This is a genomic window from Nonomuraea sp. NPDC049625 (genome assembly GCF_040675285.1).
Lineage (GTDB): Bacteria > Actinomycetota > Actinomycetes > Streptosporangiales > Streptosporangiaceae > Nonomuraea > Nonomuraea angiospora_A.
The window spans coordinates 13,325-39,310 of the sequence record NZ_JBFAOQ010000035.1; the positions used below are offsets into that span (position 1 = coordinate 13,325).

22 protein-coding genes are annotated in these 25,986 nt (G+C 72.0%); 9 read left to right on the forward strand and 13 right to left on the reverse strand.

Translation table 11 applies throughout. The features are described 5' to 3' along the window. Nucleotides 1-3 precede the first annotated feature (3 nt). The 5 genes from AB0J87_RS61945 to AB0J87_RS61965 all read right to left on the reverse strand — a co-directional run bounded on the left by AB0J87_RS61945 (nucleotide 4) and on the right by AB0J87_RS61965 (nucleotide 6,118). Nucleotides 4-1,902: a beta-L-arabinofuranosidase domain-containing protein gene (locus AB0J87_RS61945; protein WP_363985055.1), complete on the reverse strand. Its 1,899-nt coding sequence runs from the start codon at nucleotides 1,900-1,902 to the stop codon at nucleotides 4-6. Between the two features lie 27 nt (nucleotides 1,903-1,929). Then, nucleotides 1,930-2,736 (reverse strand): carbohydrate ABC transporter permease, encoded by an 807-nt coding sequence (locus AB0J87_RS61950; RefSeq protein WP_363985057.1) that lies wholly within the window; start codon nucleotides 2,734-2,736, stop codon nucleotides 1,930-1,932. Next, nucleotides 2,733-3,686: a sugar ABC transporter permease gene (locus AB0J87_RS61955; protein WP_363985059.1), complete on the reverse strand. Its 954-nt coding sequence runs from the start codon at nucleotides 3,684-3,686 to the stop codon at nucleotides 2,733-2,735. The genes AB0J87_RS61950 and AB0J87_RS61955 overlap by 4 nt, the downstream gene beginning before the upstream one ends. A 4-nt stretch (nucleotides 3,687-3,690) precedes the next feature. After that, entirely contained in the window at nucleotides 3,691-4,971 is a 1,281-nt protein-coding gene (locus tag AB0J87_RS61960; protein WP_363985061.1) for an extracellular solute-binding protein, read from the reverse strand. A 64-nt stretch (nucleotides 4,972-5,035) separates the two neighbouring features. After that, nucleotides 5,036-6,118, reverse strand: coding sequence for a LacI family DNA-binding transcriptional regulator (locus AB0J87_RS61965; protein WP_363985063.1), 1,083 nt, complete (start codon nucleotides 6,116-6,118; stop codon nucleotides 5,036-5,038). 370 nt (nucleotides 6,119-6,488) lie between these two features. Between AB0J87_RS61965 and AB0J87_RS61970 the strand changes: the two genes are divergently transcribed. After that, nucleotides 6,489-10,109: a LamG-like jellyroll fold domain-containing protein gene (locus tag AB0J87_RS61970; protein WP_363985064.1), complete on the forward strand. Its 3,621-nt coding sequence runs from the start codon at nucleotides 6,489-6,491 to the stop codon at nucleotides 10,107-10,109. A 97-nt stretch (nucleotides 10,110-10,206) separates the two neighbouring features. On the opposite strand, the gene AB0J87_RS61975 is transcribed toward AB0J87_RS61970, so the two are convergent. Together AB0J87_RS61975 and AB0J87_RS61980 are read right to left on the reverse strand one after the other, a co-directional pair. Then, nucleotides 10,207-10,863 (reverse strand): response regulator transcription factor, encoded by a 657-nt coding sequence (locus AB0J87_RS61975; RefSeq protein ID WP_350741052.1) that lies wholly within the window; start codon nucleotides 10,861-10,863, stop codon nucleotides 10,207-10,209. Continuing rightward, nucleotides 10,860-12,083 (reverse strand): sensor histidine kinase, encoded by a 1,224-nt coding sequence (locus AB0J87_RS61980; RefSeq protein ID WP_363985066.1) that lies wholly within the window; start codon nucleotides 12,081-12,083, stop codon nucleotides 10,860-10,862. Before AB0J87_RS61980 ends, AB0J87_RS61975 begins: the two co-directional genes overlap by 4 nt. 133 nt (nucleotides 12,084-12,216) lie before the next feature. Here AB0J87_RS61980 and AB0J87_RS61985 point away from each other — a divergent pair, with 133 nt between their 5' ends. The 3 genes from AB0J87_RS61985 to AB0J87_RS61995 are packed head-to-tail and all read left to right on the forward strand — an operon-like array spanning nucleotide 12,217 to nucleotide 15,220. Continuing rightward, nucleotides 12,217-13,245 carry an ATP-binding cassette domain-containing protein gene (locus AB0J87_RS61985; RefSeq protein ID WP_363985068.1) on the forward strand — a complete coding sequence of 343 codons (1,029 nt, stop codon included), beginning with the start codon at nucleotides 12,217-12,219 and terminating at the stop codon, nucleotides 13,243-13,245. Continuing rightward, nucleotides 13,242-14,072, forward strand: a complete 831-nt coding sequence (locus tag AB0J87_RS61990) for a hypothetical protein (protein ID WP_363985070.1) — start codon at nucleotides 13,242-13,244, stop codon at nucleotides 14,070-14,072. Before AB0J87_RS61985 ends, AB0J87_RS61990 begins: the two co-directional genes overlap by 4 nt. A 20-nt stretch (nucleotides 14,073-14,092) precedes the next feature. After that, nucleotides 14,093-15,220: an alpha/beta hydrolase gene (locus tag AB0J87_RS61995; protein ID WP_363985071.1), complete on the forward strand. Its 1,128-nt coding sequence runs from the start codon at nucleotides 14,093-14,095 to the stop codon at nucleotides 15,218-15,220. 8 nt (nucleotides 15,221-15,228) lie between these two features. Here the strand turns inward: AB0J87_RS61995 and AB0J87_RS62000 are convergent, their stop codons facing one another. The 5 genes from AB0J87_RS62000 to AB0J87_RS62020 are packed head-to-tail and all read right to left on the reverse strand — an operon-like array spanning nucleotide 15,229 to nucleotide 20,493. Continuing rightward, on the reverse strand, nucleotides 15,229-15,813 hold the full coding sequence (locus AB0J87_RS62000; RefSeq protein WP_363985073.1) for a 2'-5' RNA ligase family protein: 585 nt from the start codon (nucleotides 15,811-15,813) through the stop codon (nucleotides 15,229-15,231). Then, entirely contained in the window at nucleotides 15,780-16,424 is a 645-nt protein-coding gene (locus AB0J87_RS62005) for a maleylpyruvate isomerase N-terminal domain-containing protein (RefSeq protein WP_363985075.1), read from the reverse strand. Before AB0J87_RS62005 ends, AB0J87_RS62000 begins: the two co-directional genes overlap by 34 nt. A gap of 36 nt (nucleotides 16,425-16,460) precedes the next feature. Next, nucleotides 16,461-17,015: a type II toxin-antitoxin system prevent-host-death family antitoxin gene (locus AB0J87_RS62010; RefSeq protein WP_363985077.1), complete on the reverse strand. Its 555-nt coding sequence runs from the start codon at nucleotides 17,013-17,015 to the stop codon at nucleotides 16,461-16,463. Between the two features lie 57 nt (nucleotides 17,016-17,072). Beyond that, complete coding sequence (locus tag AB0J87_RS62015; RefSeq protein ID WP_363985079.1) at nucleotides 17,073-18,104, reverse strand: substrate-binding domain-containing protein; 1,032 nt, start codon at nucleotides 18,102-18,104, stop codon at nucleotides 17,073-17,075. Then, the gene (locus AB0J87_RS62020) at nucleotides 18,088-20,493 is read right to left on the reverse strand and encodes a glycoside hydrolase family 3 N-terminal domain-containing protein (RefSeq protein ID WP_363985081.1); all 2,406 of its coding nucleotides are present in this window, start codon (nucleotides 20,491-20,493) and stop codon (nucleotides 18,088-18,090) included. The genes AB0J87_RS62015 and AB0J87_RS62020 overlap by 17 nt, the downstream gene beginning before the upstream one ends. Nucleotides 20,494-20,894: 401 nt before the next feature. Here AB0J87_RS62020 and AB0J87_RS62025 point away from each other — a divergent pair, with 401 nt between their 5' ends. The 4 genes from AB0J87_RS62025 to AB0J87_RS62040 all read left to right on the forward strand — a co-directional run bounded on the left by AB0J87_RS62025 (nucleotide 20,895) and on the right by AB0J87_RS62040 (nucleotide 24,456). Then, nucleotides 20,895-22,214: an extracellular solute-binding protein gene (locus tag AB0J87_RS62025; RefSeq protein ID WP_363985083.1), complete on the forward strand. Its 1,320-nt coding sequence runs from the start codon at nucleotides 20,895-20,897 to the stop codon at nucleotides 22,212-22,214. Then, entirely contained in the window at nucleotides 22,211-23,137 is a 927-nt protein-coding gene (locus tag AB0J87_RS62030; RefSeq protein WP_363985085.1) for a sugar ABC transporter permease, read from the forward strand. The genes AB0J87_RS62025 and AB0J87_RS62030 overlap by 4 nt, the downstream gene beginning before the upstream one ends. Before the next feature lies 1 nt (nucleotide 23,138). Next, complete coding sequence (locus AB0J87_RS62035; protein ID WP_363985087.1) at nucleotides 23,139-24,029, forward strand: carbohydrate ABC transporter permease; 891 nt, start codon at nucleotides 23,139-23,141, stop codon at nucleotides 24,027-24,029. Between the two features lie 100 nt (nucleotides 24,030-24,129). After that, nucleotides 24,130-24,456, forward strand: a complete 327-nt coding sequence (locus AB0J87_RS62040) for a rhodanese-like domain-containing protein (RefSeq protein WP_350741077.1) — start codon at nucleotides 24,130-24,132, stop codon at nucleotides 24,454-24,456. 12 nt (nucleotides 24,457-24,468) lie between these two features. Here the strand turns inward: AB0J87_RS62040 and AB0J87_RS62045 are convergent, their stop codons facing one another. Then, nucleotides 24,469-25,191, reverse strand: coding sequence for an SDR family NAD(P)-dependent oxidoreductase (locus AB0J87_RS62045; protein WP_363985089.1), 723 nt, complete (start codon nucleotides 25,189-25,191; stop codon nucleotides 24,469-24,471). Nucleotides 25,192-25,297: 106 nt separating this feature from the next. On the opposite strand from AB0J87_RS62045, the gene AB0J87_RS62050 reads away from it, so the two are divergent. Next, nucleotides 25,298-25,933: a helix-turn-helix domain-containing protein gene (locus AB0J87_RS62050; protein ID WP_363985091.1), complete on the forward strand. Its 636-nt coding sequence runs from the start codon at nucleotides 25,298-25,300 to the stop codon at nucleotides 25,931-25,933. Nucleotides 25,934-25,986 lie beyond the last annotated feature (53 nt).

Sequence of the window (25,986 nt, forward strand, 5' to 3'; positions counted from 1 at the left end):
GTGTCACTCTCCTTCGATGGGCAACCAGACACGCATGCTCGACGGGCCGCGACGGGCCCACGAGTGGTACGGCCGCAGCGGCACGTCGAACCACTCGACGTCCGCCGCGGAGGCAGCCGCGGCGCCGGAATAGGCCCACGGCCGGTCGGGGGGTGCGGCCAGGCGGCCGCGCACCAGCACTTCGCCGGGCTCGGCCCGGGGGCCGGATCGGAGGTCGCGTCGGGGATCGATCGTCAGGGCGTCGAGCCCGCCGGGGTGCGGGAGGTCGTGGGACTCGGCGCACAGGACCTCGGGGCCGCGCTCGACGGCGACGCAGCCGCGTACGGCGTCGATGCGGGGGTCCGGCCAGGTGAAGCGGGGCTCCATCGGCAGTTCGAGCGTGATCACCTCGCCCGCCCGGAACGCCCGCCGCACCGTGGCCATGCCGGGCTCGACCGGCCGCGCCCGCCCGTCCTCGGCGAGCGTGGCCCCGGCGGCCCAGGCGGGGACCCGCAGCGCCAGCGTCCAGAGCCCGTCGGCGAGGATCCGGACGCGGACGGTTCCGCTGTCGGGGTAGGCGGTCTCGACCTCCACCGCGACCTCCCGCCCGTCCGGCAGCTCGGCGCGGACGGTCGCGGGGGCGTACTGGTGGAGCTGCAGGCCGTCGTCGTCGGTGGTGGCGAGGTAACCCTGGAGGCCGGCCAGGGTGCGGGCGACGTTGGTGGGGCAGCAGGACACGTCGAACCAGGCGGCCCTGACGCCGGCCTCGGCGCGCGGGCTCACCTCGTCCGGGTCCGCCTCCCGGCCCGGGGCCCGCTGGTGGAGGGGGTTGGCGTAGAAGAACGCCGTGCCGTCGGGGCTCGGGGAGGTCGCGATGACGTTGTAGAGCGTGCGCTCGATCAGGTCGGTGTAGCGGACGTCGCCGGTGGCGAGGTGGAGGCGCCAGGAGACCATGATCGAGGCGACGCCGGCGCACGTCTCGCAGTACGCCCGGTCCGGCGGCAGCTCCCAGTCCTCGCCGAAGCCCTCGTCCTGGTGGCGTGAGCCCATCCCGCCCGTGATGTACGTGCGGCGCGCGACCGAGCGCTCCCACTGCCGCTCCACGGCCCGCAGCAGCTCGTCGTCACCGCGCTCGACGGCGACGTCCACGGCGGCGGCGGTGAGGTAGAGCGCGCGGACCGCGTGGCCGCGCCACACGTCGGCCTCCCGGATCGGGATGTCGTCCTGGAAGTAGGCGCGGCCCAGGGGGATGTCCCTGAGCGTGCCGTGCCCGCGGCGGTCGAGGAAGATCCGCGCCTGCTCGACGTAGCGCTCCTCCCCCAGCGCCCGGCCGAGCTCGGCCAGGCCGACCTCGATCTCCGGATGCCCGCAGATCCCGGGCCGGCCGTCCGCGCCGAACGTGCGGCACACGTGGTCGGCGGCGCGGCGCGCGACCCGTACGAGGTCGTCCTCGCCGTGCGTGCGCAGCCGGGCCACCGCGGCCTGCAGGAGGTGGCCGGTGTTGTAGAGCTCGTGGCCCATCTCCAGGTCGCTGTAGCGCGGCGGCTGCGTGCCGTGCCCGAAGCAGGTGTTGAGGTAGCCGTCCGGGTCCTGGGCGCGGGCGATCCGCCCGGTGAGCCGCTTGATCGCCGCCTCCGCCCCCGGGTCGCCGGTACGGCCGCTCTCCCAGGACAGGGCCTCCAGGAGCTTGTAGACCTCCGAGTCGGAGAACGACCAGCCGGGGCGGTCGGGCGCGGTCGTCCCTTCGGCGACCCGGTCGAAGTTGGCGAGCCAGCCGAGGCGCTCCATCCACGACTCGCAGTGGGCGAGCGTCGCCGCGGCGTTCACGGCCTGCCGGCTCCCCCAGAACCCTCCGGTGATGGCGACCTGCGCGAGCCCGAGGGGGCGGACCCGGCCCTGGGACGGCAGCACGGGGCTGGTCATGTGGTGAACCTTTCGACGGATTGCTGTTCAGTCCTTCACGGCGCCCGCGGTGACCCCGGCGGCGATGTAGCGCTGCGCGAGGACCAGCAGGAAGGCCGCGGGGACGGACGCGATCACGGCGGTCGCCATGATCGAGTTCCACTGCGTGGTGTTGTTGCCGATGTAGCGGAAGATGCCGAGCGTGATCGGGATCACGTCGCTGTTGCGGTTGAGGGTCGAGGCGAAGATGAAGTCCGACCACGCCCACAGGAACGCGAAGAGCGAGACCGTGATCACCGAGTTGCGGCTCAGCGGCAGGATGATCGACCGGAACGTCCGCCAGGTGCTCGCCCCGTCGATCTGCGCGGCGGCCATGAGCTCGCCGGGGATGCTCGCCATGAACGCCCGGAAGAGCAGCACCCCGAACGGCACGGCCAGCGTCGAGTCGGCGACGATCAGGCCGGGGACGGTGTTGAGCATCCCGAGCCTGATGTAGATGGCGTAGAAGCCCATGGCCATGACGACCGCGGGGATCATCTGCGCGACGAGGAGCAGGAAGTCGATCCCGCGCGCGCCGCGCGGGCGCAGCTTGGCCAGCGAGTAGCCCGCGGGCAGGGCGACGAGCAGCGTGAGCGCGACGGTGCCGAGGCCGATGAACAGGCTCGTGGCCAGGGCCGGCAGCTGCTGGGCGAACGCCGCCGCGTACCCCTCGAACGTGGGGTTCCAGGGGAACCAGTGGGGCGGGTCGGCCCGCATGTCGCCCGTCCTGGTCAGCGAGACGTTGAACATCCAGTAGACCGGGAACAGCATCACCCCGACGAGGACGACGCCTGCCACGGTCTTCCAGCTCTTCATGCGCGCTCCTCCTTGCGCTGCAGGTGCACGTGCAGGAGCCCGGCGGCGAAGGCGATGAGGATCAGCAGGTTGCCGACGGCCGCCGCCGGTGAGAAGTCGGGCTGGCCGGTGCCGAACGCCTCCCGGTACGACCAGGTGGCCAGCGTCGTCGAGGCGTCCGCCGGGCCGCCCTTCGTCATGATCCAGATGATGTCGACGACCTTGAGCGTGTAGATCAGGCCGAGCAGCAGCGTGATCGCCGACACCGGGCGCAGCAGCGGGAAGGTGATGCGCCAGAAGCGCTGCCACCCGTTGGCCCCGTCCAGGCCGGCGGCCTCGTACAGGTCGGCGGAGATGTTCTGGAGCCCGGCGTACAGGATCACCAGGTTGAACGGGACGCCGAGCCAGATGTTGGCGATCGTGACGGCCAGCAGCGAGGTGTCGGGAGAGGTGAGCCAGTTGATCTGGCCGATCCCGAACGCCTCCAGCGCCGCGTTCACGATGCCGTTGTCGCTGTTGAGCATCCACGACCAGGTCGAGGCGGAGACGATCAGCGGCAGCAGCCACGGGACCAGGAACATCGCGCGCAGCACCGCCGACAGGCGGAAGTTGCGGTGGAAGAAGACCGCGAGGGCCAGGCCGAGGGCGTACTGCGCCGCGATGGACACCAGCGTGAACAGGGCCGTGTTGCGCAGCGCCCGCAGGAAGGTGTCGTCGGACAGGATGTCGCGGTAGTTGTCCAGCCCGGTGAACTCGGGGTCGCCCCGCACGAACGCCCGGGGCGTGTAGTCGTGCACGCTGAGGTCGATGTTGCGGTAGAGCGGATAGGCGTAGAAGACGAGCAGGTAGATCACGAGCGGCGCGAGGAAGGCGTAGGCCGTCCACTGCCGCGAGCGCCCCCGCCGGGGAGCCGCGTGCGCCGCCCTGCCCACCGTCACCGCCTCGCCGGCCTCGCTGCTGAGAGAGGTCATCGGATCAGCCGCCGGTGGCCTGCTTCGCCTGGGCCTGCGCCTGCTTGAGCGCGTCGGCGGGGGTGGCCGAGCCGCTCAGCGCCTTCTGCACCCCGGTCCACAGCGCCTCGGAGATCTTCGGGTACTTGGTGCCGAGGTTGTCGCTGGTGCGGCCCTTGGCCGACTTCACGGCGTCGACCCACGGCTTGAGGCCCGGCTCCTTGGCGAGGATCGCCTGCTGGCCCTCGGCGGTGGAGGGGATGTAGTACGCGAACGTCGTACCGGTCTCCACCAGGCCCTCGGGCGTCGTCATGCATTCGAGGATCTTCTTGGTGACGGCGTAGCGCTTGGTGTCCTTCTGCACCGGGACCGTGATGAACTCGCCGCCCGTGGGCGTGGGCGCGGTGCCCCCGTCCTTGCCGGGGATCTGCACGATGCCGGTGGGGAAGCCCGCCTTCTTGGCGCTGTCGATCTGCCAGGTGCCGTTCTCGGCGAACGCGAACTCCCCGGTCAGGAACTGCTCCCAGGTGGTGTTCTGGGAGTTGCTGATGACGGAGTTGGGGGCGGTGCCGTCCTTGACCCACGTGGTCCACAGGTCGAGCGCCGCGACGGCCTGGGGCGAGTCGAGCTGGGTCAGCTGCGCGCCGGAGCCCCAGAACCACGGCAGGAACTGGAACGAGCCCTCCTCCGTGCCGATGGCCGCGAACGTGATCGGCTTCTTGCCCGCGGCCTTGACCTTCTTCAGCGCCGCGTTGAGCGTGGCCCAGTCCTTGATCGAGCCGGGGTCGACGCCGGCCGCGTCGAGGATCTTCTTGTTGTAGTAGAGGGCGAGGGTGTTCGCGCCGATGGGGATGCCGTACGTCTTGCCGTCCAGCTCGCCGGCGGCGATGAGGTTCTTGTCGAACCGGGCCGTGTCCAGGCCGAAGTCGGACATCGTGGTGAGCATCCCGGCGTCCGCGAGCGTAGAGACGGCGGGGTTGTCGAGGAGGATGACGTCTGGGGCGTTGCCCTCCTGGCCGGCGAGCAGCGCCTGGTTGGTCAGCGCGGTGGTGTCGTAGGCGGTGCGCTGGATGGTGACGCCGGCCTGCTTGCCGCAGGAGTCCACCCGCTTCGCCCAGGCCGAGGCCGGGTCGTGCTGCGGGTACGGGTCCCACCAGGTGTACGCGCCGGCGCCGCCCGCGGCGGCGCTGGTGGCGGTGGTGCCACCGGTCTGCGGGGCGGACGCGCAGGCGGACGCGCTGACCGACAGGGCCAGAACGGCGGTTCCGAGGACCGCCGCCTTCGCGGAAACCGACGTGCGGTTCATCGAGGCCTCCAATGTTAGCGCTCACACTCGAGCGCGGCCGGAAGGTGTGTATCGGGCCCGCGAACTAGCGGGCGGCAGGGGGTGCGGTTGGCAGCGCGGTCGGGGGCACGGTGGGGGACGCTGCGGGGGGCGCTGCGGGGGGCGCTGTGCTTCCGCGCGAGACCAGTTCGGGAGAGATGAAGCGCACCACGAACGGCTCGTCGCGGGCCGCCGGCGATTCGACGCGGCGCACGAGCTGGCGTACGGCCATGGCGCCGAGCCGGTCGGGCGCGCTCTCGATGAACGAATAGGGCAGGGAGAAGGTCGCGGCGAACTCGGCGGAGTAGCGCCCGATGACCGAGAGGTCCTCGGGCACCCGCAGGCCGCGCTGGTGGGCGACGGAGGGGAGGGCCGCGGTGGCGGCCTCGTTGTTGAGCAGCAGGCCGGTCGCCGACGGGTAGGCGTCGAGCAGGGCGTTGAGCAGGCGTCCGACCGCGGGCTGGCGGGACTCGCCGTACACGGCGTGCAGGGTGACGCCGAGCTGGCGGGCCCGTTCGAGTGCGGCGTCGCGCAGGCGCCACACGTACGCGCCGCCGCGCTCGACGACGTGCTCGGGCTGCGAGATCAGGATGAGCTCGCGGTGGCCGAGCCGGTGGAGGTGCTCCACCATGGCCCGGCCGGCCTCCTCGAAGTCGAGGTCGAACACGTCGAGCCCCGAGCAGTCGCCCGGCAGGCCGACCAGGGCGCCCGGCTGCGGCGCGGCCCGCAGGATGGGCAGCCTCGGGTCGAACTGCGCGATGTTCATCAGGACGACGCCGTCCACCATGCGCGAGTCGGTGATGCGCCGCAGCGCCCGCACGCCGTCGGCCTCGGTGACCAGCAGCGTGTCGTAACCCAGGTCGCGGGCGGTGTTCGTGACGCCCAGGATGTACTGCATCATCGCGGGCGCGAACTCGTCTTCGTGGAACTGGGCGAGCAGACCGAGGACCTTGGTCTGGGATGTGGCCAGCGCTCGGGCGCCCGCGTTCGGCGTGTAGTCGAGCGCCTCGGCGGCCGCCAGCACGCGACGGCGGACCTCCTCCGAGATGGGCCGCTTGCCCGACAGCGCGTAGGACGCGGTGCTGCGGCTCACCCCGGCCTCCCGGGCCACGTCTCCGATCGTCGCCACTCTCACCTCCTGTACGTCATTGAACCGGTTCGACAGTTGCGTCGCGAAAACCCTCGGATCGCCGACCGGACGGCGCCTTTTCCTGGGGATCTGCAGGATCGATCGGCCCGCCGCCGGTCACGGCCGGGAACGGGCTCCACCTGCGGGCCGCCGGAATCAGCGAACCGGTTCAACGATGTGCCCCGACTGTCGCGCCGCCGGCGAGCGGGAGTCAAGAGCGAGGACGGTCGACGATACCGAATCGTGACATGCCGGAAACGCCCATTGACGCGCGGGGCGCGGCTACGTAACCTACGCGAAACCCTCAGTTGCGTTCCTCGATCACCCTCCCTGAGATTTGTTAACGCTCACACCTCCCAGGGACTTCGTCATGACCATCAAGGCCATGTGGGCCGGGCTGCTCCCGGCCGCCCTCGTCGCCGCCTTAACCACGGGCGTCGCGGATGCGCGGACCGTGGATCCACCCTCTCCCGTGCTCCTCTACACGTTCGACTCCGACGACCTCGCCACCGGCTCCATCACCGACTCCTCCGGCAACGGCCTGAACGGGACGCTGGTCAACGGCTCCACCGCCGCGCTGGTCGACGGCGCGGGCGGTGGCCACGCGCTGAGCCTGCCCGGCGGCGCGCCTTCCTCCGACGGCGCCTACGTGCGGCTGCCGCTGGACGCGATCAAGGGCAGGACCGACCTGACGGTCTCGGCGCGGGTCAAGTGGGACGGCACCGCCGCCGCCTGGCAGTGGATCTACGCGCTCGGCAAGGACACCAACCGCTACCTGTTCAGCACGCCGTACAACGGGGACGGCGTTCTGCGCACGGCGGTCACCACCTCGGGCGGCGGCGGCGAGGCCAAGGTCACGGGCTATGCCCCGCTGCCGGCCGGCGCCTGGAAGACGCTGACCGTCACGCTCGACACCGCCGCCAAGCGCGTCACCACCTACCTCGACGGCGCCGCCGTGGCCTCGGCCCCCACCACCATCAGCGCCGCGCAGCTGATCGACGCCGCCACGACCTCGGCCGGGTTCATCGGGCGCTCGTTCTATCAGGACCCGCTCTTCGACGGCGCGATCGACGACTTCCGCGTCTACGCCGCCGCGCTGTCGGCGGAGCAGGTGGCGGCCGTCGCCGGCGGCCGGATGCCGACGCCGACGGGCCTCGCCCAGAGCGCGTTCTCCGTCCGGACGACCATCGGCACCGCGCCGGCCCTGCCGGCCGCCGTCCGCGCCACCTTCACCGACGGCTACGACCGCGAGCTGCCCATCGCCTGGTCGCCCGTGGATCCCGCGGACTACGCCGCCGCCGGGACCTTCACCGTGACCGGCACGGCCGGCGGCAGGCCCGTCACGGCCGAGGTCACCGTGATCCGCGAGGGCCAGCTCGTCATCGACCTCGCCGAGGACACCGGCCCCTTCCACGGCGGCGCGTCCGGCACCCTTTACGGCCTTTACGGGCCGGGGGCGCCGACCAACAACCTCATCGAGGGGATGCGCCTGCGCACCGTCTCGACCAAGGCCCAGGACGGCCCGCAGCACCCCGGGGCCGACGCCCTCGAGGTCGTCAAGCCGCTGGCCGACAGCACCGACGGCGACGTGTACATCTACATGACCGACATCCACCGCGGCTTCCCCTACCAGTGGCCCGGTGGCACGCCGCAGGAGAAGCTCGACCTGTACCGGCAGAAGATCGCCAAGCAGGTGGACCAGGTCCTCCAGCTCGACCCGAAATATCAGGACAACATTGTCTTCGTGCCGTTCAACGAGCCCGAGGGCAACATGTTCGGCACGGGTGAGTGGAGCTACAACCGGGTCAGCTGGCTCAGCGACCCGCGCGACTACTTCAAGGCGTGGGACGACGTCTACGCCCTCATCAAGAGCAAAATGCCGGCCGCCCGGATCGCCGGACCCAACACCAGCGTGCTGTACTCCCAGGTCAAGGGCTACCTGGAGCACGTGGTCGAGGCCGGCACCGTCCCCGACGTGATGACCTGGCACGAGCTCAGCCACCCCGAGCAGGTCAGGGCCAGCGTCAAGCGCTACCGCGAGATGGAGGCCGAGGTCTTCGCCGGCACGAAGTACGCCGGGAAGCGGCTGCCCATCAACATCAACGAGTACGCCTTCAACTACCACACCTCGGTGCCCGGCCAGATGATCCAGTGGGTGTCGGCCATCGAGGAGTCGAAGGTCGACGCCGACATCGCGTACTGGAACATCGACGGCAACCTGTCCGACTCCGCCGTGCAGGCCAACCGCGGCAACGGCCAGTGGTGGCTCTTCAACGCCTACGGCAGCATGAGCGGCCACACCGTGCGGGTCACGCCGCCGTACCCGGGGCAGAACTACACCCTGCAGGGCGTCGCCACGCTCGATCCGGGCAAGAAGCAGGCCCGCGCGATCTTCGGCGGCGCCGACAGCGCCGGGCACATCCGCTTCGAGCACGTCCCCGACGAGGTCTTCGGCCGCCGCGTGCACGCGTGGGTGCGGGAGATCCCGTGGACCGGCCAGGTCGGCGACTCGGCGCAGCCGGAGATCGTCGCCGAGCGCGACGTCGCCGTCAAGGACGGCACCGCGGTCTTCGACTTCGGGGCCGGTGACCCGCCGAGGCTCAAGGAGTCGTCGGCGTACGAGATCGTCCTCACCCCCGCCGGCTCGGGCACCGCGACGGCGCCCGAGCCCAAGCTGTGGGAGGGGTCGTACGAGGCCGAGGACGCGAAGTACACCGGCGGCGGCTACAGCCGCAACGGCCCCGAGGGCTCCCCGTCGGACGTGTCGAAGTTCTACACCTCCGGCCGCTACGACGTGGGCGGGCTGCGTACCGGCTCGGACGGGGTACTCGACTTCACCGTCGAGGTCCCGCGGGCCGGCCGCTACGACCTCAGTGTGTTCGCCAACTCGCTGAACACCTTCGACCGGGTGCGCGAGCAGGGTCCGACCAACGTCTTCGTCCGCGTGGACGGCGGCGCGGAGCAGGAGCTGTTCCTGCCGCTGGGCTACAAGTGGGTGGTGTGGGACCACGCGGACACCACCGTGGAGCTCACGGCGGGCAAGCACGTGCTCTCCCTGGCCGCGCGCAGCCTCGACGGCGCCAAGGCCACGAAGGGCGACGCGATCGTCGACCGGATCCGGCTCTCGCTGGCCAACCCGGCGGCGGCGACCTCGATCTACGAGGCCGAGCTGGCCGACCTGCGCGGCGCCCGCCCGTCCTACTCCGCGTACGGAGCCGCGCTCTCGGGCTCCGGGGTCGTCGCGGCCCGGCGCGAGGAGTCGGCCACCTTCTGGGTGTACTCCGCCCAGGACGCCCCGGCCGAGCTGGACCTCAGGCTGCTCGGCTCCGGCCGGGCGGCGGTGACGGTCAACGGCGTGCGGGTGCTGGACCGCGCCCGGCGCGGCGACGCGACCGCGGCGGTGTCGCTGTCCGGCGGCGTCAACAAGGTCACGGTCACCGGCAGGTCCGGCACGTCGCTCATCGACCGGCTTGAAGTGCGGCCCGCCGCCGGCGCGCTGCCGGCCACCGTGTACGAGGCGGAGTCCGCCCGGCTCGCCGGGACGGCGAAGGCGTCGCCGCTCTCGCTGGCGGGCGGCGGGAGCGCGGTCACCGGGGTCGGCGGCACGCCCGGCAACGCCAACACGCTCACCTTCGACGTGCGGGCCGCCGCCGACGGCACGTACGCCATGCGGGTGCGCTACTCCAACCCGGAGCAGTCGCCCGCCACGCACTACAACCCGGACCCGCTGGCCAGGCACGCCGACATCTCGGTGAACGGCGCCGCCGCGCAGCGCGTCCTGTTCCCCCACACCTTCCACGAGAACAACTTCTGGGAGCTCACCGTCCCGGTGCGGTTGAAGAAGGGCTCGAACACGGTGCGCTTCTCCGCCGAGGAGCTGCCGAACTTCGACGGCACCACGTACGCGTCGGAGACCTTCCCCGGGGTGCTCCTGCGCGCGCAGTACGCCCCCGTGATCGACAGGATCACGCTGGCGCCGTACAGCGGCTGACCCCCATCGGTGCCGCCCGTGCCCCGGCCCTGGGGCACGGGCGGCACCGATGCACGCTTGTCGTGCGGACCGGCGGCGTCCGGGCGGGCCGTACTGATCAGCGGGACGGTGACACCAGGCCCGCGTCGTAGGCCGTGATGACCAGCTGGATCCGGTCGCGGGCGGCGAGCTTGGCGAGCAGGCTGGCCACGTGCGCCTTGGCCGTGCCCGGGCTGATGTGCAGCTCGGCCGCGATCTCGGCGTTGGACAGGCCGCGCCCGACCAGGGTCAGCACCTCGCGTTCCCGCCCGGTGACGCCCGCGAGCTCGCGCGGCCGGGGCGCCGGGGCGGGGCGGCGCGCGAAGTCCTCGATGAGGCGGCGGGTGACGCCGGGCGCGATCAGGGCGTCCCCGGCGGCGACGACGTGCACGGCGGACAGGATGTCCTCCAGTGCCATGTCCTTGACCAGGAATCCGCTGGCCCCCGCCCGGAGGGAGGCGTAGACGTTGTCGTCGTCGTCGAATGTCGTCAGCATGATCACCCGGGTGGACGGGGACTCGGCGGCGATGGTCTGGGTGGCCTCGATGCCGTCCATGCCGGGCATGCGGATGTCCATCACCACCACGTCCGGACGCAGCCGCCTGGCGAGCTGGACCGCCTGGGCCCCGGTCCCGGCCTCTCCGGCGACCTCGACGCCGGGGGTGCCGTCGATGACCATGCGCAGGCCGGCGCGGATCAGCGGCTGGTCGTCGGCGAGCACGACACGGATCGTCACGACACCTCCACCTCGGCGCTCGCACGTCCGGCCGGGTCTTTGATCGGGCCGGCGGGTGGGGTCGTGAGCGGCAGGCGGGCGGTGACGCGGAAGCCGCCGCCGGGCCGGGGGCCCGCGCTGAAATCGCCGTTCAGCAGGGCGACGCGTTCGCGCATCCCAGCGATCCCGTGCCCGCTTCCCGCGCTCGGCGTGGCGGTGCCGCGTCCGGCGTCGGCGATGTCGATGCGCAGCTCCTCGTCCTCGTAGTCGATCGTGACCTGGCAGTGGTCGGTGCCCGCGTGGCGCAACACGTTGGTCACCGACTCCTGCACGATACGGAAGGCGGAGCGGTCGACTGCGGCGGGCAGGGGCCGTGGCCGCCCGTGCCTGCGCACGTCCACGCGTACCCCGGCGGCCGCCGTCGCCTCGGCCAGCCGGTCGACGTCGGCCAGCCCCGCTGCGAGGGAGGGCTCAGAAGACTCGCGGTCGCTGTCGCGCAGCCCGCCGAGCAGGTGCCGCAGCCCCTTCAGCGTCTGCCTGCTGGTCGCCTCGATCGCGCCCAGCGCCTCGCGCGCCTGCTCCGGCCGGCTGTCGATCACGCGGGCGCCCGCGCCGGCCTGGATGGCGATGATGCCGATGCTGTGCGCGACCATGTCGTGCAACTCCCGGGCGATGCGCAGCCGCTCGTCCGTGACCGCCTGGGCCGCGGCGTGCGTACGCAGCGCGCGCTCGTACTCGCGCCGCTGCCGGATGAACATCCCGCCCATCCAGCCCACCACGACGCCCAGGCCGAGCAGGACCGACAGCGCCAGGAACCCGGGCGCAAGAGCGCGCAGGCCGTGCCGCAGCAGGTCCGCCTGCAAGGCCGCCTCCTGGACGACGAGCGTGACGGCCGCCGCGGCCAGGCCGGCACGGCGCGACCGGGCGGCGGCGACCAGGCAGACCAGGACGTCACCCGCCAGGAGCAGCGGCCAGAACCGCTCCGCCGGCAGCCCGGCCGCCGACGCCGTGACCACCCCGGCCAGCAGCACCGTGAGCACCGTGCCGGGCCGCCGCCGCGCCCAGGCCAGGGGGAAGGCCATGGCGGCGGCGAACGCCGCGTGCGCGGCTCCCACCGGGAGCAGGTTCTCGCCGTCGGTCAGCGTCAGGGCGTACAGCAGCGGCACCAGGGCCGCCAGGCCGCACCAGGTGAGCAGCGTCCGCACGCCGCCCGGCAGCCGTTCCGGCCATCTGTCGCGCACCCGTCGATCGTAGTCACCCGCTCAGGGGCCGGGCATCGGCCGCCAGGCCTATGCCCGCGGGCCACCCCCGCCCGCCGCAAACAGGCCCGCAGCCAGATGCGGCACGCCTTCGACCTGCGACAACGTTGGCCAGGTGATCGAAGTCAACGGACTGACCAAGCGCTACGGCGCGGTGACGGCGGTGAACGGCCTGACGTTCACCGTGCGGCCGGGGCACGTCACCGGGTTCCTCGGCCCCAACGGCGCCGGCAAGAGCACCACGCTGCGCATGATCCTCGGCCTGAACCGTCCCACGTCCGGAAGCGCCACCATCGACGGCCGCCGCCGCCCGGCGGGCCTGCGCCACGTCGGCGCGCTGCTGGACGCCGGCGACGTGCACGGCGGCCGCACCGCGGGCGCCCACCTGCGCGCGCTGGCCCGCGGCAACGGGCTGCCCCGGCGCCGGGTGGCCGAGGTGCTGGAGGAGGTGGGGCTGGCGGGGGTGGCGCGCCGCCGGATCGGCGGGTTCTCGCTCGGCATGCGCCAGCGACTCGGCATCGCCGGCGCACTGCTGGGCGACCCTCCGGTGCTGATGTTCGACGAGCCGATCAACGGCCTGGACCCGGAGGGCGTGCTCTGGGTGCGCGGCCTGTTCCGGCGGCTGGCCGCCGAAGGACGCACGGTGCTGGTCTCCAGCCACCTGATGAGCGAGATGGAGCACACCGCGGACCGCCTCGTCGTCATCGGCCGCGGCGAGCTGATCGCCGAGGAGAGCCTGGCCGGGTTCGCCGCCCGCGGCACCGGCGCGTCCGTCACCGTACGCACCCCCGACCCCGCCGAGCTGGCGGCCGTCCTCAGCCTGGAGGGGGCGCGCGTGCGGCCGGAGGGCGGCGACGCCCTGACCGTGACCGGGCTGAGCGCCGCCCGCGTCGGCGAGCTCGCCCATCGGCGCCGGATCATGCTGTACGAGCTGGCGCCGCGGACCGCCTCGCTGGAGCAGGCGTTCATGGAGCTGACCGCCGGCCACGCCGAGCATCGGGCCGGCGGCCCCGCGATGACCTCCGGGCACGCCGACCACCGGACCGGCGACCCCGCAATGACCGCCAGACCCGCCGACCACCGGACCGGCGACCCCGCGATAACCGCCAGACCCGCCGATCACCCGGCCGGTGGCCTCCGATGATGACCACCAGACCCGCCGGTGATCTCACGACGAGCTCCGGCACCTTCCGCGACCTGCTCGCCGCCGAGTGGATCAAGCTCTGGTCCCTGCGCTCGACCTCGTGGCTGCTCGGCCTGGGCACGCTGGCCATCGTCGCCCTGGCCGCCCAGAGCAGCCTCGACACCTACCAGAGCTGGCCCGGCTTCACCGCGATGGAGAGGGCCAGGTTCGACCCGCTGGGCGAGGCGTTCAGCGGCCTGGCCGCCTCCATGCTCATGATCGGCGCCGGCAGCCTGGGCGCCCTGACCATCGTCGGCGAGTACGCCACCGGCCTCATCCGCACGACGCTCACGGCCGTCCCGGCCCGCCACCGCGTCGTGGCGGCCAAGCTCGCCGTCACCGCCGCCGTGACGCTCGCGACCGGCGCGCTCATCTCCGGGGGAACGTTCGGGGTCAGCCAGGCCATCCTGTCCGGCCGCGGCGTCGCCGTCTCGCTCGGCGACCCCGGCGTGCTGCGCGTCCTGGCCGCCAACGCGCTGCTCGCCCCGGTGTCGGCGCTGACCGGCATGGGCATCGGCGCGCTGGCGCGGCACACCGCCGCCGCCGTCGTCACCGTCTGCGCCGCGCTGGTCATCGTGCCCACCTTCTTCCGGCCCACCGTTCACCAGTGGCTCAACGACCTGTACGCCCTGGTCCCCTTCTACGTCTGGCGGACCTGCCTGGGCCTGCCCCTGCTCCGCGACGACCCCGCCCTGCCCACGGTGGCCGGCTCGTGGGCGGCCTTCGCGCTGTGGCCGCTCGTCGCCGCCGCCCTGACCCTGATCGTCGTACGTCGCCGCGACGTGTGACCCGTACGAAAGGAAATCCGATGAAGTTCCGCCTGCCCGCCGTCGCGCTGACGGCCTGCCTCACCCTGACCGCCGCCCCCGGCACAGCGGCCGCCGCCTCGGCCTCCATCCAGTTGGAGTTGCCCCGCCCGACCGGCCCGAACCCGGTCGGCCGCGACATCCTGCCCCTGGTCGACAGCGCTCGCAAGGACCCCTGGGTCCCCGAGTCGGGCCTGCGCCGGCTCATGGTCTCGATGTACTATCCCGCCCGCTCGGCCACCGGCGGACCCGCTCCGTACATGACCACCGCCGAGGCCGCCTCCCTGCTCCAGCGCAAGGCCCCAGGCGCGAAGATCCCCGCCGAGGTCGTCAGCGGCACCCGCACCTACGCCCGCGCAGGAGCGCCGCCCAAGCAGGGCCGCTACCCGCTGGTGGTGCTCTCCCCCGGCCTCGGGCTCCCGCGCGCCAGCCTCACCTTCCTGGCCGAGGACCTGGCCAGCCGCGCGTACGTGGTCGCGCTGGTCGACCACGCCTACGAGTCCTCCGGCACGACCCTGCCCGACGGCCGGACCATCACCTGCGCCCCGCTCTGCGACCAGCCCAAACCGCCGGAAGGCGGGCAGGCGGCCATCACCGCGAACCGCACCAAGGACATCGCCTTCGTCCTCGACGAGCTGACCGGCCGGCATCCCGCCTGGAAGAACGCCCGCATGATCGCCCCCAAGCGGATCGGCATGGCGGGCCACTCCCTCGGCGGCGACGCCAGTGCCGCCACCATGGCCGTGGACAGGCGCGTACGCGCCGGGGTGAACCTGGACGGCACCTTCCACCCCGCGGTCCCGCTCGACCGGCCCTTCCTGCTGATGGGCAGCCGGTCCGACCACGTGCCCGGCAAGGACCACACCTGGGATGACGGCTGGACGAAGATGAGCGGCTGGAAGCGCTGGCTCACGGTGGCCGCCACCGACCACGCGAGCTTCACCGACCTGTCCATCCTGCAGCAGGCCGCCGGCCTGTCGGGCCCCGACGCCCTCCCGGCACGGCGCTCGCTGGAGATCACCCGCGCCTATGTCGGCGCCTTCTTCGACCAGCACCTGAAGGGCCGCAAGCAGCCGCTGCTCGACGGCCCGTCACCGGCGAACCCGGAGGTCGCCTTCCACAACCCCTGAGGCTGTTCTCATTCCTGAAATATCCGACTTTGGCGTAGCGGGAAGCGCGTGACGGGCGTCCAGCGGAGCCCGTCGAAGCTCGCCAGGTCCACGGCGGTGACGCGGGTGGTGAACGGCAGTCCGGGCGCCACGGCGGACTCGACGCCGTTCAGGACCTCGTCGTCGCCGTAGCCGACGGACAGGTGGGGGACGGCCTCGCCGTACCGGCCGCCGTACGGGCGCAGCGCCGGCCACCTGCCGGTCACGCTCCGCGTGAGAGCGGCGAACGGCCCGGCGGGCTCCGGCCCCAGATAGAGCAGGCCGGGAAAGCGGCCGCAACCGGTGAAGGCCGCCTCGAAGGGCCGGTGGGCGGCGAACAGCCCCGCCAGCTCCGCCAGCGTCCCGTCCCCGATCTCCGGCCGTGGCAGGAACGGATAGAGCACGGTGACGTGCGCGGTCACGCCGTACCTGGCCGACGGGTCGAACAACGCGCGCTGGCCGCCGACGACCGGCTCGGCTTCGGGCACGGGCACCACGAGGACCGTGGCGCCGACCGGGTACGGAGCCGCCCCGCCCGCGCTCAACTCGCCCCCCGCGTGCCGTACCAGCGCCACTCGGTGAGCCGTGGGCGATCGGGGAGAGCGGTGCGCCCGGTCGCCCACAGCAGGACCTCCCAGGCGTCACCGTCAACGGCGGCATGGTGGGGAAAGAGCCTGTTCAGGACCCGGGAGCACAACTCCCCCGGCGGCGACCACTCCAGATTCAGCCCTTGAGCGATGTCATGCGTGTGCACGAGGACCTCGACAACGGCCATGGCGGCGAAACCCTCCGGGTCGGAGGGCCCGAAAACGTGGTAGGCGACGGTGTCCGAGGGGGCGGTGCGCAGGACGGACGCCATCAGGCCTCCGCACGCCTCCACAATGGTCAGCAGGCCGTCGGCACCCGCGGCCCGGTCGGCGAAGATGACGTTCGCCGGGCCACCGCTCCGGTCGCTGCTCGTCCGGAACGGCAACAGCGCGGTCGTCGGCGGCTCGGCGAGCCCGAACCTCGCGGCGTAGGTGAACAGGTCGTCGGCCAGATGCTCGAGCGTCTCCCGGCAGGTCCACTCGAGCGTCCCCGCCTTGGCCTCCCACGCATCGGCATCCGCGTCCCTCAGGGCGTCGACGGCCAGAGCCACGACCCGGCGCACGTCCTCTCCGTCGACTGCGGCTTCCGCGCTGTGCATGGGAAGGATCGTAACAACGGCCGGCGCGGGGGCCGGTCAATCCCGGGTCGGGGTGAGGGCGCGCAGGGCCTCGCGGAGGTCGGCGCCGGAGCCCGCCGCGACGACCCCGCCCTCGCGGTCGACGGCCACGGCGGAGAAGACCGGACCGGCCGGGGCGTCCGGGTCGCAGGTGAGGGTGACGGCGTGCCCGTCGAGCAGCATGGTCTCGGCGTCCGTCCTGGACGGGGGCGCGGCCCGGTTGATCAGGTCGCGGGCCGAGATCAGGGCGGCCACGGGGGTGCGGTGGCGGCCCAGCAGCACAGGGCTCTCGTCGTACGGCTGGGTGACCTGCCGGACGAGGTCGCCGAGCTTGGCCCGGGCCGTCGAGAGCGGCACGAGCGGGAGCCCGCTCAGGATCCCGGACACCTGGGAGAGCGGGACGAGCGCGGCCCACTCCCAGCGCTCGCGGGTGACCAGGATGGTCTCACCGTTCCTGGCGGCCTTGACGATGGTCCCCCAGCCGGCGCGGGCCTCCTCGACGCCGAGCGGGGTGCCGTACCGGGCGTGGAGTTCGGCGTAGGAGGGCGGCTGGGCGGCGGAGTCGTTGATCACCCGAAGAATCGTAAGGCGCCTTACGGAATATGTGCAAGGCGCCTGACAAAATCCACGTCAGACGCGCTTCGCCGTGGAGGCTCGGACGACCAGCTCGGTGGCCAGCTCGACGTGGTGGGAGTCGATCTTCTCGCCGGCCGCCAGCCGCAGCGCCGTACGCACCGCCACGCCGCCCATCTCGCGCAGCGGCTGGCGGACGGTGGTCAGCGGCGGGGAGGCCATCCGGGCCATCTGGGTGTCGTCGAACCCCACGATGCTCAGGTCCTGCGGGACGCGCAGGCCCCGCTCCCTGGCGGCCTCCATGACGCCCAGCGCGCTCTCGTCGCAGCCGGCGAAGATCGCCGTCGGCGGCTCCGGCAGGTCGAGCACGGCCCCGCCGTACTCGAGTCCGTCCTCGTAGCGGAAGTGCCCGGAGCGCGTGTACGCGGGCGGCACCGGCACCCCTTCGGCCTCCATGGCGGCACGGTAGCCATGCAGGCGGGCCTGGTGGCAGGCGGCGGTGGCCGGGCCGCCGAGGTAGGCGATGCGCCGGTGGCCGAGGGACAGCAGGTGCTGGGTGGCGGCCAGCCCGCCGGCGAAGTTGGTGGAGCCGACGCTGGTCACGCCGGCGTGCGGCAGGTGGAGCGGGTCGATCACGACCAGCGGCAGCCGGACGCGGGACAGCGCGGCCAGCTGCCGGGTGCTCAGCTGGTCGCACGTGACGCAGATCAGCGCCCGGCGCCCGGCGGCGGCCAGGTCGCCGGCCCACGCGGCGGGGTGGTCGATCTTCTTCCTGACGCTGACGACGATCCCGACGCCGAGCTCCGCCCCGGCCGCCACCACACCCTGGATGATCTCCGTGGAGTAGGTGCTGAAGTCGTCGTCGAACTGCACTTCGACGGTGTCCGTGGCGACCGGCCCGTCCGTGCCCGGGGCCCGGCGTGGCGACGGCGCGATGTAGTCGTGCTCCCGCAGCAGCGACTGCACGAGGGAGCGGGTGGTCGGCGCCACGTCGCTGCGGCCGTTGAGCACCTTGGACACGGTCGCCACCGACACGCCCGCCGAGGCCGCGACCGTGGCCAGCGTGGCGCGTCTAGAACTGGACGGCATCGACTCCCCTTTCACGCTCGACCGACACGGGGGTGTCCAGGCGCCGGTCGTGGCCGACGACCCGGGACGGGCCGGTCAGCCGTACCGTGCCCCGGCACGGCAGGTCGGCCGCCGACGTGCCGACGAGCACCTCGAGGTCCCCGGGCTCCACGATGCGCCTCAGATCTCGTCCGGTGAAGGCCGTCCGGTCGGCGTGCACCCGGAAGGTCACGCGGGCGCTCGCCCCGGGCTCCAGCCGGACCCGGGCGAACCCGGTCAGCTGCCGGACCGGCCGGGTGACCTGGGCGACGACGTCGTGCAGGTAGAGCTGGACGACCTCCTCGCCGGCCCGGTCCCCGGTGTTGCGCACGCTGACCGCCACGCCGAACTCGCCGTCCGTGGGCACCTCGGCGTCGCCGATCCGCAGGTCGCCGACCTCGAAGCTGGTGTAGGAGGCGCCGTACCCGAACGGGAAGAGCGGGGTCGGGTCGAGGTTGCTGATGCCCTGGCTGTCGGCGCCCAGCGGCGGCTGCAGGTACGTACCCGGCTGCCCGCCGTGCCCGCGCGGGATCTGCACCGGCAGCCTGCCCGACGGCTGGACCCGGCCGGACAGCACGCCGGCGACGGCCGCGCCGCCCTCCTCGCCGGGCATGAACGCCTGGACGAGCGCCGCCGCGCCCGCGCGCACCCGGCCCAGCGCGTACGGGCGGCCGGCGACGACGACGGCGACGACCGGCGTGCCCGTCGCGGCCAGCTCGGCCACCAGGTCCTCCTGCAACCCAGGAAGGCGCAGGTCGTCGGCGTCGCAACCCTCCCCGGAGGTCCCGAGGCCGAACAGCCCGGCGAGATCGCCCACGGCCACCACGCACAGGTCCGCCCCGCGCGCCGCTTCGAGCGCGGCGGCGAACCCGGAGCGGTCGTCGCCCTGCACCTCGCAGCCCCGCTCGTGGACGAGCTCGGCCTCCGGCAGCTCGGCCCGCAGCCCGTCGAGCAGGCTGGGCGCCTCGATGCCGAGCCCGAGCGCGGGGTGGCGGGGCAGCACGTGGTTGGGGAAGGCGTAGCAGCCCATGAACGTCCGCGGATCGTCGGCGCACGGCCCGACGACCGCGATCCGGCGCGGCCCGGCAGGCAGCGGCAGCGCGTCGCCGGCGTCGAGCAGGACGATCGACCGCTCGGCCAGCTCGCGCGCCAGCGCCCGGTTGCCCGGCGAGTCGAGGTCCACGTCATCCGCCCCGGACACGGACTTCTCGGGCGTCCAGTCCGGGTCGAGCAGCCCGAGCTGCACCTTCTGGGTGAGCAGCCGGCGCACCGCCCGGTCGATCAGCGACTCGGGGAGCTCGCCGGCGCGTACCCGCTCGACCAGGTGCGGGCCGAAGCCGAGCGTGTCGGGCAGCTCGACGTCGATGCCCGCGGTGAGGGCCTGGACACCCGCCTCGCCGGTGTCGGCGGCGACGCGGTGCATGCTCGCCAGGAACGGGATCGCCCAGTAGTCCGACACGACCGTCCCGGTGAAGCCCCACTCCTCGCGCAGCACCTCGGTCAGCAGCCAGGGGTCGGCTCCGGCCGGCACGCCGTCCACGTCGGAGTAGGAGTTCATCACCGACCGGGCGCCGCCCAGCGCGATGGCGGTCTCGAACGTCGGCAGGATCATGTCCATCAGCTCGCGCCGCCCCATCGGCACGGGCCCGTGGTTGCGGGCCGCCCGGGAGGCGGAGTATCCGGCGAAGTGCTTGAGGGTGGCGATGATGCCCGCGTTCTCCAGCCCGCGCACGTACGCGGCGCCGAGCATGGAGACGAGGTACGGATCCTCGCCCATCGTCTCCTCGACCCGGCCCCACCGGTAGTCGCGCACCACGTCCAGCACCGGTGAAAGGCCCTGGTGCACGCCCACGGCCCGCATGTCCCGGCCGATCGCGGCCGCCATCCGCTCCACCAGCCCGGGGTCGAACGTCGCCCCCCACGCGATGGCCGCCGGGTAGACCGTCGCCCCGTACGTGGTGAACCCGGTCAGGCACTCCTCGTGGACGATGGCCGGGATCCCGAGCCGGGAGCGCTCGACGACGGCCCGCTGCAGCCTGACCACCTCGGCGGCGCCCTCCCGCGCGGTCACGGGGGCGCTGCCGTGCACCCGGGTCAGGTGGCCGAGCCCGTGCCTGACGGCCTCGTCGAGGGGGACCGTGCCGGAGGCCGTGAACACGTCCTGCATCGGGGCGACGTTCAGCGTCTCGGCGTCCTGCGCCGGCTCGTGCTGCATGTCGTTGCCGAACCACCGGCTGCCGAGCTGGCCGACCTTCTCCTCGAGGGTCAGCTCCGCGAGGAGGGCCTCGACTCGGTCGGCCACGGGAAGCGCCGGGTCCTGCCACGGGCGGAGCACGCCGTCCATCGCGGGGGTCCGATCCAGAGCCGTCATCTGCTCTCCTTAAAGCCGATTCCCGCCGTGAGTATTTCGAAATGTTTCGATGTCGTCGAGTGGCCTACGAGCAAGCGTCCCCGATTTACAGACGACCAGATGAACGCCGCGCCTGAGTACTTTACACACGCGCTGCTCGAAAGGGCAGATTCCCGGATACGACGGTCTTGACAGGCCCATGGTCGAAACCTAAATTGACGGACCACGCGGTATGTCGCAAATGTTTCGACGAGCTCACTCAAAGGAGACGTGACGAGCGGCATCGGCAGGCGCCGCGTCCCCGGCCGCCCGCCACCACCATCCGAGATCAACGAGCCGCGCGGCCAACCCCCCGGCGTTCAAGTACGGAGATCAGCGTGGAGCACAGGTCAACTTCTCGCCGCACCTTCCTCAGCCTCTCCATGGGCCTTCCCCTCGGAGCCGCCCTGACCGCCTGCGGAGGCTCCGGGCCGACCCAGGCCGGCGCCGGTGGCGGGGGTGGCAGCACCACAAGTGGCGGCAGCGGTGGCGGCAAGGCCACCTACTGGTACCTCACCGGACAGCCACAGGAAGGCATCCGCACCCGCGCCGTCGAGCGCTTCAACAAGGCCAACCCGACCGGCCAGCTCGCGACCACGATGTTCCAGAACGACGCCTTCAAGACCAAGATCAAGACGGCGATCGGCGCGGGCGAGGCCCCCACCATCATCTGGGGCTGGGGCGGCGGCGGACTGAAGAGCTACGTGCAGGCCGGCCAGGTCGACGACCTCACCTCCTGGTTCGACCAGAACGCGGCCCTGAAGGACAAGCTGTTCCCGTCCTCCTTCAACGCGGCCACGGTCGACGGCAAGATCTACGCGGTGCCGGTCGAGGCCGTGACGCCGATCGTCCTCTTCTACAACAAGAAGGTCTTCGAGAAGGTCGGCGCGCAGCCCCCGCAGAGCTGGGGCGACATCATGGACCTGGTCAAGAAGTTCAACGCCGCGGGCGTCGCGCCGTTCTCCCTCGGCGGCCAGTCGCGCTGGACGAACATGATGTGGCTGGAGTTCCTCTTCGACCGCATCGCCGGCCCCGAGGTCTTCCAGGCCGTCTTCGACGGCGAGAAGGACGCCTGGAGCAACCCGGCCGCCATCGACGCCCTGACCAAGATGCAGGACCTCATCAAGGCGAACGGCTTCATCAAGGGCTTCTCCTCGATCACCGCCGACTCCAACGCCGACCAGGCGCTGCTGTACACGGGCAAGGCCGCGATGATGCTGCACGGCGGCTGGACGTACGGCAACATGCGCGACACCGGCGGCGACTTCGTCAAGGGCGGCAACCTCGGCTACATGAACTTCCCGCCGGTGGACGGCGGCAAGGGCGACCCCAGCGACACCGTGGGCAACCCGGCCCAGTACATGTCGATCTCCTCCAAGGCGTCGGAGGCGGAGAAGGAGATCGTCAAGAAGTTCCTCGCCACCGAGATGAACTCCGACGCACAGAACAAGGACTGGGCCAGCAACGGCTTCGTGCCGATCGTCAAGGGCACCGACTCGCAGTTCGGCACCGACCTCGACGGGACGTGGCAGCGGTTCGTCTACGACACCGCCAGCAAGGCCAAGTCCTTCCAGCAGTCCTGGGACCAGGCGCTCAGCCCGACCGCGGCCGAGGTCCTGCTGGACAACATCGCCAAGCTGTTCCAGCTGTCGGTCTCGCCGCAGCAGTTCGCCACGAACCTCAACGAGGTCATAGGCAAGTGACGGTCCCCCCGATCTCCGCCAGGGGAAACGCGCCCCTGGCCGCCGTGCCCGGCGGCCAGGGGCGCGGCCTGGCCTGGCTGGCCGTACCGGCCCTGCTGCTCTTCGTCGGCTTCGGCGTCATCCCGCTCATCGGGGTCTTCGTGCTCAGCTTCACCGCCTGGGACGGGCTCGGCGAGATCCGTCCGGCGGGCTTCGACAGCTGGCGCGCCGTGCTCTCCGATCCCGGCCTGCCGCACGCGCTGTGGGTGACGTTCCTGGTCATCGCGATGTCGTGGGTGGTGCAGACGCCGGCGAGCATCCTGCTCGGCACGTTCCTGGCCGGCTTCCAGCGCTACCGCACGGTGCTCTCGGTGATCTACTTCATCCCGCTGCTGCTCAGCTCGGCCGCCATCGCGATCACCTACAAGGCGCTGCTCGACCCGAACTTCGGGCTCGGCGCCGGGCTGGGGATCCCGATCCTCGTGCAGGACTGGCTGGGCGAGCCCGTCCTCGCCTTCAGCGTCGTGATCTTCGTGGTGTCGTGGCAGTTCATCCCGTTCCACTCGCTGATCTACCAGGGTGGCGTGCGCCAGATCCCGCGCTCGATGTACGAGGCCGCCGAGATCGACGGCGCCGGCCGGGTCCGCATGTTCTTCAGCATCACCCTGCCCCAGCTCAAGTACACGATCATCACGTCCTCGACGCTGATGGTCGTGGGGTCGCTGGTCTTCTTCGACCTCATCTTCGTGCTCACCGCCGGCGGCCCGGGGGACGCCACCCGGGTGCTCGCCCTGGAGATGTACAAGAGAGGCTTCCAGGCCAACCTGATGGGCCCGGCCAGCGCGATCGCCGTCATCCTGGTCCTGGTGGGCCTGGCGCTGGCGCTGCTGCTGCGCCGCCTCGGCGGCCGGGACGCGACCCACAGCCAGCTGGAAGGTGCCTGACATGACGACGACCCTCGCGAAGAACACCTCGCAGGCGGCGGCGCGGCACACCGCTCCCGACCCCAAACGGGTGACCCGCCGCCCCAACTGGCTGGGCGGGCTGGTCGCCTGGTTCTGGCTGGCGGTCGTGGTCGTGCCGATCTACTGGATCGTCATCACCAGCTTCAAGTCGCAGAGCAACTATTACGTCGAGAACCCCCTCGTGCCGCCGGCCGAGCCCACGCTGGCCAATTATCAGATGGTCATCGAGTCGGACTTCATCCGATATTTCATGAACAGCGTCGTCGTCACGGTCGGCGCGGTCGCGCCCGCCGTGGCGGTGTCGTTCATGGCGGCGTACGCGATCGTCCGCAGCGGCAGGGGGCGGTTCCTGCGCTGGACCAACTCGGCGTTCCTCATGGGCCTGGCCATCCCCCACCAGGCCACGATCATCCCGATCTACCTGATCATCATCAAGCTCGGTCTCTACGACACGCCCATGGCGCTCATCCTGCCGTCGATCGCGTTCGCGATCCCGCTGTCGGTGCTGATCCTGTCGAACTTCATCAGGGACGTCCCCAAGGAGCTGTTCGAGTCGATGCGCCTCGACGGCGCCAGCGAGCTCGGCACGCTCTGGCACCTGGCACTCCCTCTGACCAGGCCCGCCGTGGTGACGGTGACCATCTACAACGCCCTGACGATCTGGAACGGGTTCCTGCTGCCGCTGATCCTCACCCAGAGCCCCGAGCAGCGCACGCTGCCGCTGGCGCTGTGGACCTTCCAGGGCCAGTACAGCATCAACGTGCCCGCGGTGCTCGCCTCCGTCGTCCTGACCTCGGTGCCCATCCTCATCCTGTACGTGGTCGGCCGCCGCCAGCTGCTGGCCGGCCTGACCGCCGGATTCGGCAAGTAACGAGGAGCCGCCCGCCCCAGATTGCAAAATCGGACTGCGGTCCGGTAACGTCTTACCCACGTAACCGGACCGCAGTCCGACTTATTCTGGAGGCAATGACATGACCGCTCTGATCACCCGGGACGACCTCGCGGCGGCCATCGAGGCCGGCACGGTGACCGTGGTCGATGCGCTCGGCGGCGCGTACTACGCCAAGCAGCATCTCCCCGGCGCCGTCCCCCTGGCCCCGGCCGACGTGGACGCCCAGGCATCCGCGCTGCTGCCCGACAAGAACGCCGCGATCATCACGTACTGCTCCAACCCGGCGTGCCCGAACAGCGGCCAGGTCGCCGGCCGGCTCACCGCGCTGGGCTACACCGACGTGCGCAAGTACCGCGAGGGGATCGAGGACTGGACGGCCGCGGGGCTGCCCGTCCAGTCGTCCTGACCGTCCTTCCGCCTACTGGCCGAAGCTGCCCGCCAGCACCTCCACCCGGTCCCGCTTCGCGTACAGCTCCCAGAAGCCGTCCGCGAGGACGTCCGGGTGGATCACCTCCGGCTCGAACTCGAGCGGCACCGAGGACGAGGTGATCCCCCGGTGCGGCACGCTGCCCTCGATCAGCGCCCCCACGTTGACCGCCCCCACGTACACACCCTTGCCCGCGAGCTCGGCGTTGAGGGTGTGGAAGTAGTTGCGCAGCGCCGCCTGCGCCATGCCGGCGTTGCCGAGCCCCGGCGTCGGGTAGATCCCCGACTGCCCCGCGGTGAACAGGATCGCGCCGTCGCCCCGCTCGACCATGTCGGGCAGCACCTGCCGCACCAGGGCGACCGCCGAGAGCACGAACCGGTCCAGGATCACCCGCGCGTTCTCGACGTCGACGTCGAGCGTCGCCGCGATCCCCTCCCCCATGTTCCCGCCGCCGGGGCTGAACTCGGCGACGTCGATCCGCCCGTACGCCTCCTTGATGGCCGCGACCGCGGCGGCGAGCCGGGCGGGCTCGTAGACGTCGGCGGTGAATCCGGCCGCCTCGATGCCGTCGCGGGCGAGCTCGGCGACGAGGTGGTCGAGGTTCTGCCTGGTCCGGGCGACGAGCGCGATCCGGAAGCCCTCGCGCCCGAAGCGGCGGGCGAGGGACAGGCCCATGACGGGGCCGGCGCCGAAGATGGCGAGAGTTCTGGGCATGACAACTCCTTAATGCATTCAGCTAACTTGACTGCAGTCCCAAGTTCCGTGCCGGAAGCATACGCACAAGTTGGGAGCGTTCTCAACTTCGCCTACGATGGGCCGCATGCCGACCCCCGCCAGACCGCTCCGCAGGGACGCGCAGCGCAACCGCGACCTGCTGGTGACGGCCGCGAGAGAGCTGTTCGCCGCCCGCGGGCTGGACGTCCCCCTCGACGAGATCGCCCGTACGGCCGGGGTGAGCAGCGGCACCCTCTACAACCACTTCCCGAGCCGCGACGACCTCGTCGACGCCGTCTTCAGCGACCGCACCGCCACCGTGGTGCGGATCTCGGAGCACGCCCTGTCGCTGCCGGACGCGTGGAGCGGGCTGGTGCACTTCCTGGAGCGGGTGTGCGAGCTGCAGGCCGCCGACCGCGGCTACAACGACCTCGTCTCACGCCGGGGCCCGCAGCCCACGCCGGCCAGCGACCCGGCACTCGGCTACGCGATGATGTCGCGGATCATCGACCGCGCGCACGAGGCCGGGGTGCTGCGACCCGACTGCACGCTGGAGGACATGGTGTTCGTGACGTGGGGCATCGCCCGCACGGTCGAGGCCACCACCGCCGTCCGGCCCGAGGTGTGGCGGCGGCATCTGGCGCTGATCCTCGACGGGTTCCGCGCCCCGGCGGCGCATCCGCTGCCGGAGCCGCCCCTGCGGCCCGACGAGCTGATGCGCATCATGCGAGAGTCCTGCTGACCGTCGCCCTGACGCCAGGTGACGCCCGCCTGCGGCCGAAATTCCCGCCGGGA

Coding starts and splice junctions, on each gene's coding strand:
- AB0J87_RS61945 (WP_363985055.1), bottom strand. CDS start 1,902: ATGACCAGCCCCGTGCTGCCGTCCCAGGGCCGGGTCCGCCCCCTCGGG.
- AB0J87_RS61950 (WP_363985057.1), bottom strand. CDS start 2,736: ATGAAGAGCTGGAAGACCGTGGCAGGCGTCGTCCTCGTCGGGGTGATG.
- AB0J87_RS61955 (WP_363985059.1), bottom strand. CDS start 3,686: ATGACCTCTCTCAGCAGCGAGGCCGGCGAGGCGGTGACGGTGGGCAGG.
- AB0J87_RS61960 (WP_363985061.1), bottom strand. CDS start 4,971: ATGAACCGCACGTCGGTTTCCGCGAAGGCGGCGGTCCTCGGAACCGCC.
- AB0J87_RS61970 (WP_363985064.1), top strand. CDS start 6,489: ATGACCATCAAGGCCATGTGGGCCGGGCTGCTCCCGGCCGCCCTCGTC.
- AB0J87_RS61990 (WP_363985070.1), top strand. CDS start 13,242: ATGATGACCACCAGACCCGCCGGTGATCTCACGACGAGCTCCGGCACC.
- AB0J87_RS61995 (WP_363985071.1), top strand. CDS start 14,093: ATGAAGTTCCGCCTGCCCGCCGTCGCGCTGACGGCCTGCCTCACCCTG.
- AB0J87_RS62005 (WP_363985075.1), bottom strand. CDS start 16,424: ATGCACAGCGCGGAAGCCGCAGTCGACGGAGAGGACGTGCGCCGGGTC.
- AB0J87_RS62015 (WP_363985079.1), bottom strand. CDS start 18,104: ATGCCGTCCAGTTCTAGACGCGCCACGCTGGCCACGGTCGCGGCCTCG.
- AB0J87_RS62020 (WP_363985081.1), bottom strand. CDS start 20,493: ATGACGGCTCTGGATCGGACCCCCGCGATGGACGGCGTGCTCCGCCCG.
- AB0J87_RS62025 (WP_363985083.1), top strand. CDS start 20,895: ATGGGCCTTCCCCTCGGAGCCGCCCTGACCGCCTGCGGAGGCTCCGGG.
- AB0J87_RS62035 (WP_363985087.1), top strand. CDS start 23,139: ATGACGACGACCCTCGCGAAGAACACCTCGCAGGCGGCGGCGCGGCAC.
- AB0J87_RS62040 (WP_350741077.1), top strand. CDS start 24,130: ATGACCGCTCTGATCACCCGGGACGACCTCGCGGCGGCCATCGAGGCC.
- AB0J87_RS62045 (WP_363985089.1), bottom strand. CDS start 25,191: ATGCCCAGAACTCTCGCCATCTTCGGCGCCGGCCCCGTCATGGGCCTG.
- AB0J87_RS62050 (WP_363985091.1), top strand. CDS start 25,298: ATGCCGACCCCCGCCAGACCGCTCCGCAGGGACGCGCAGCGCAACCGC.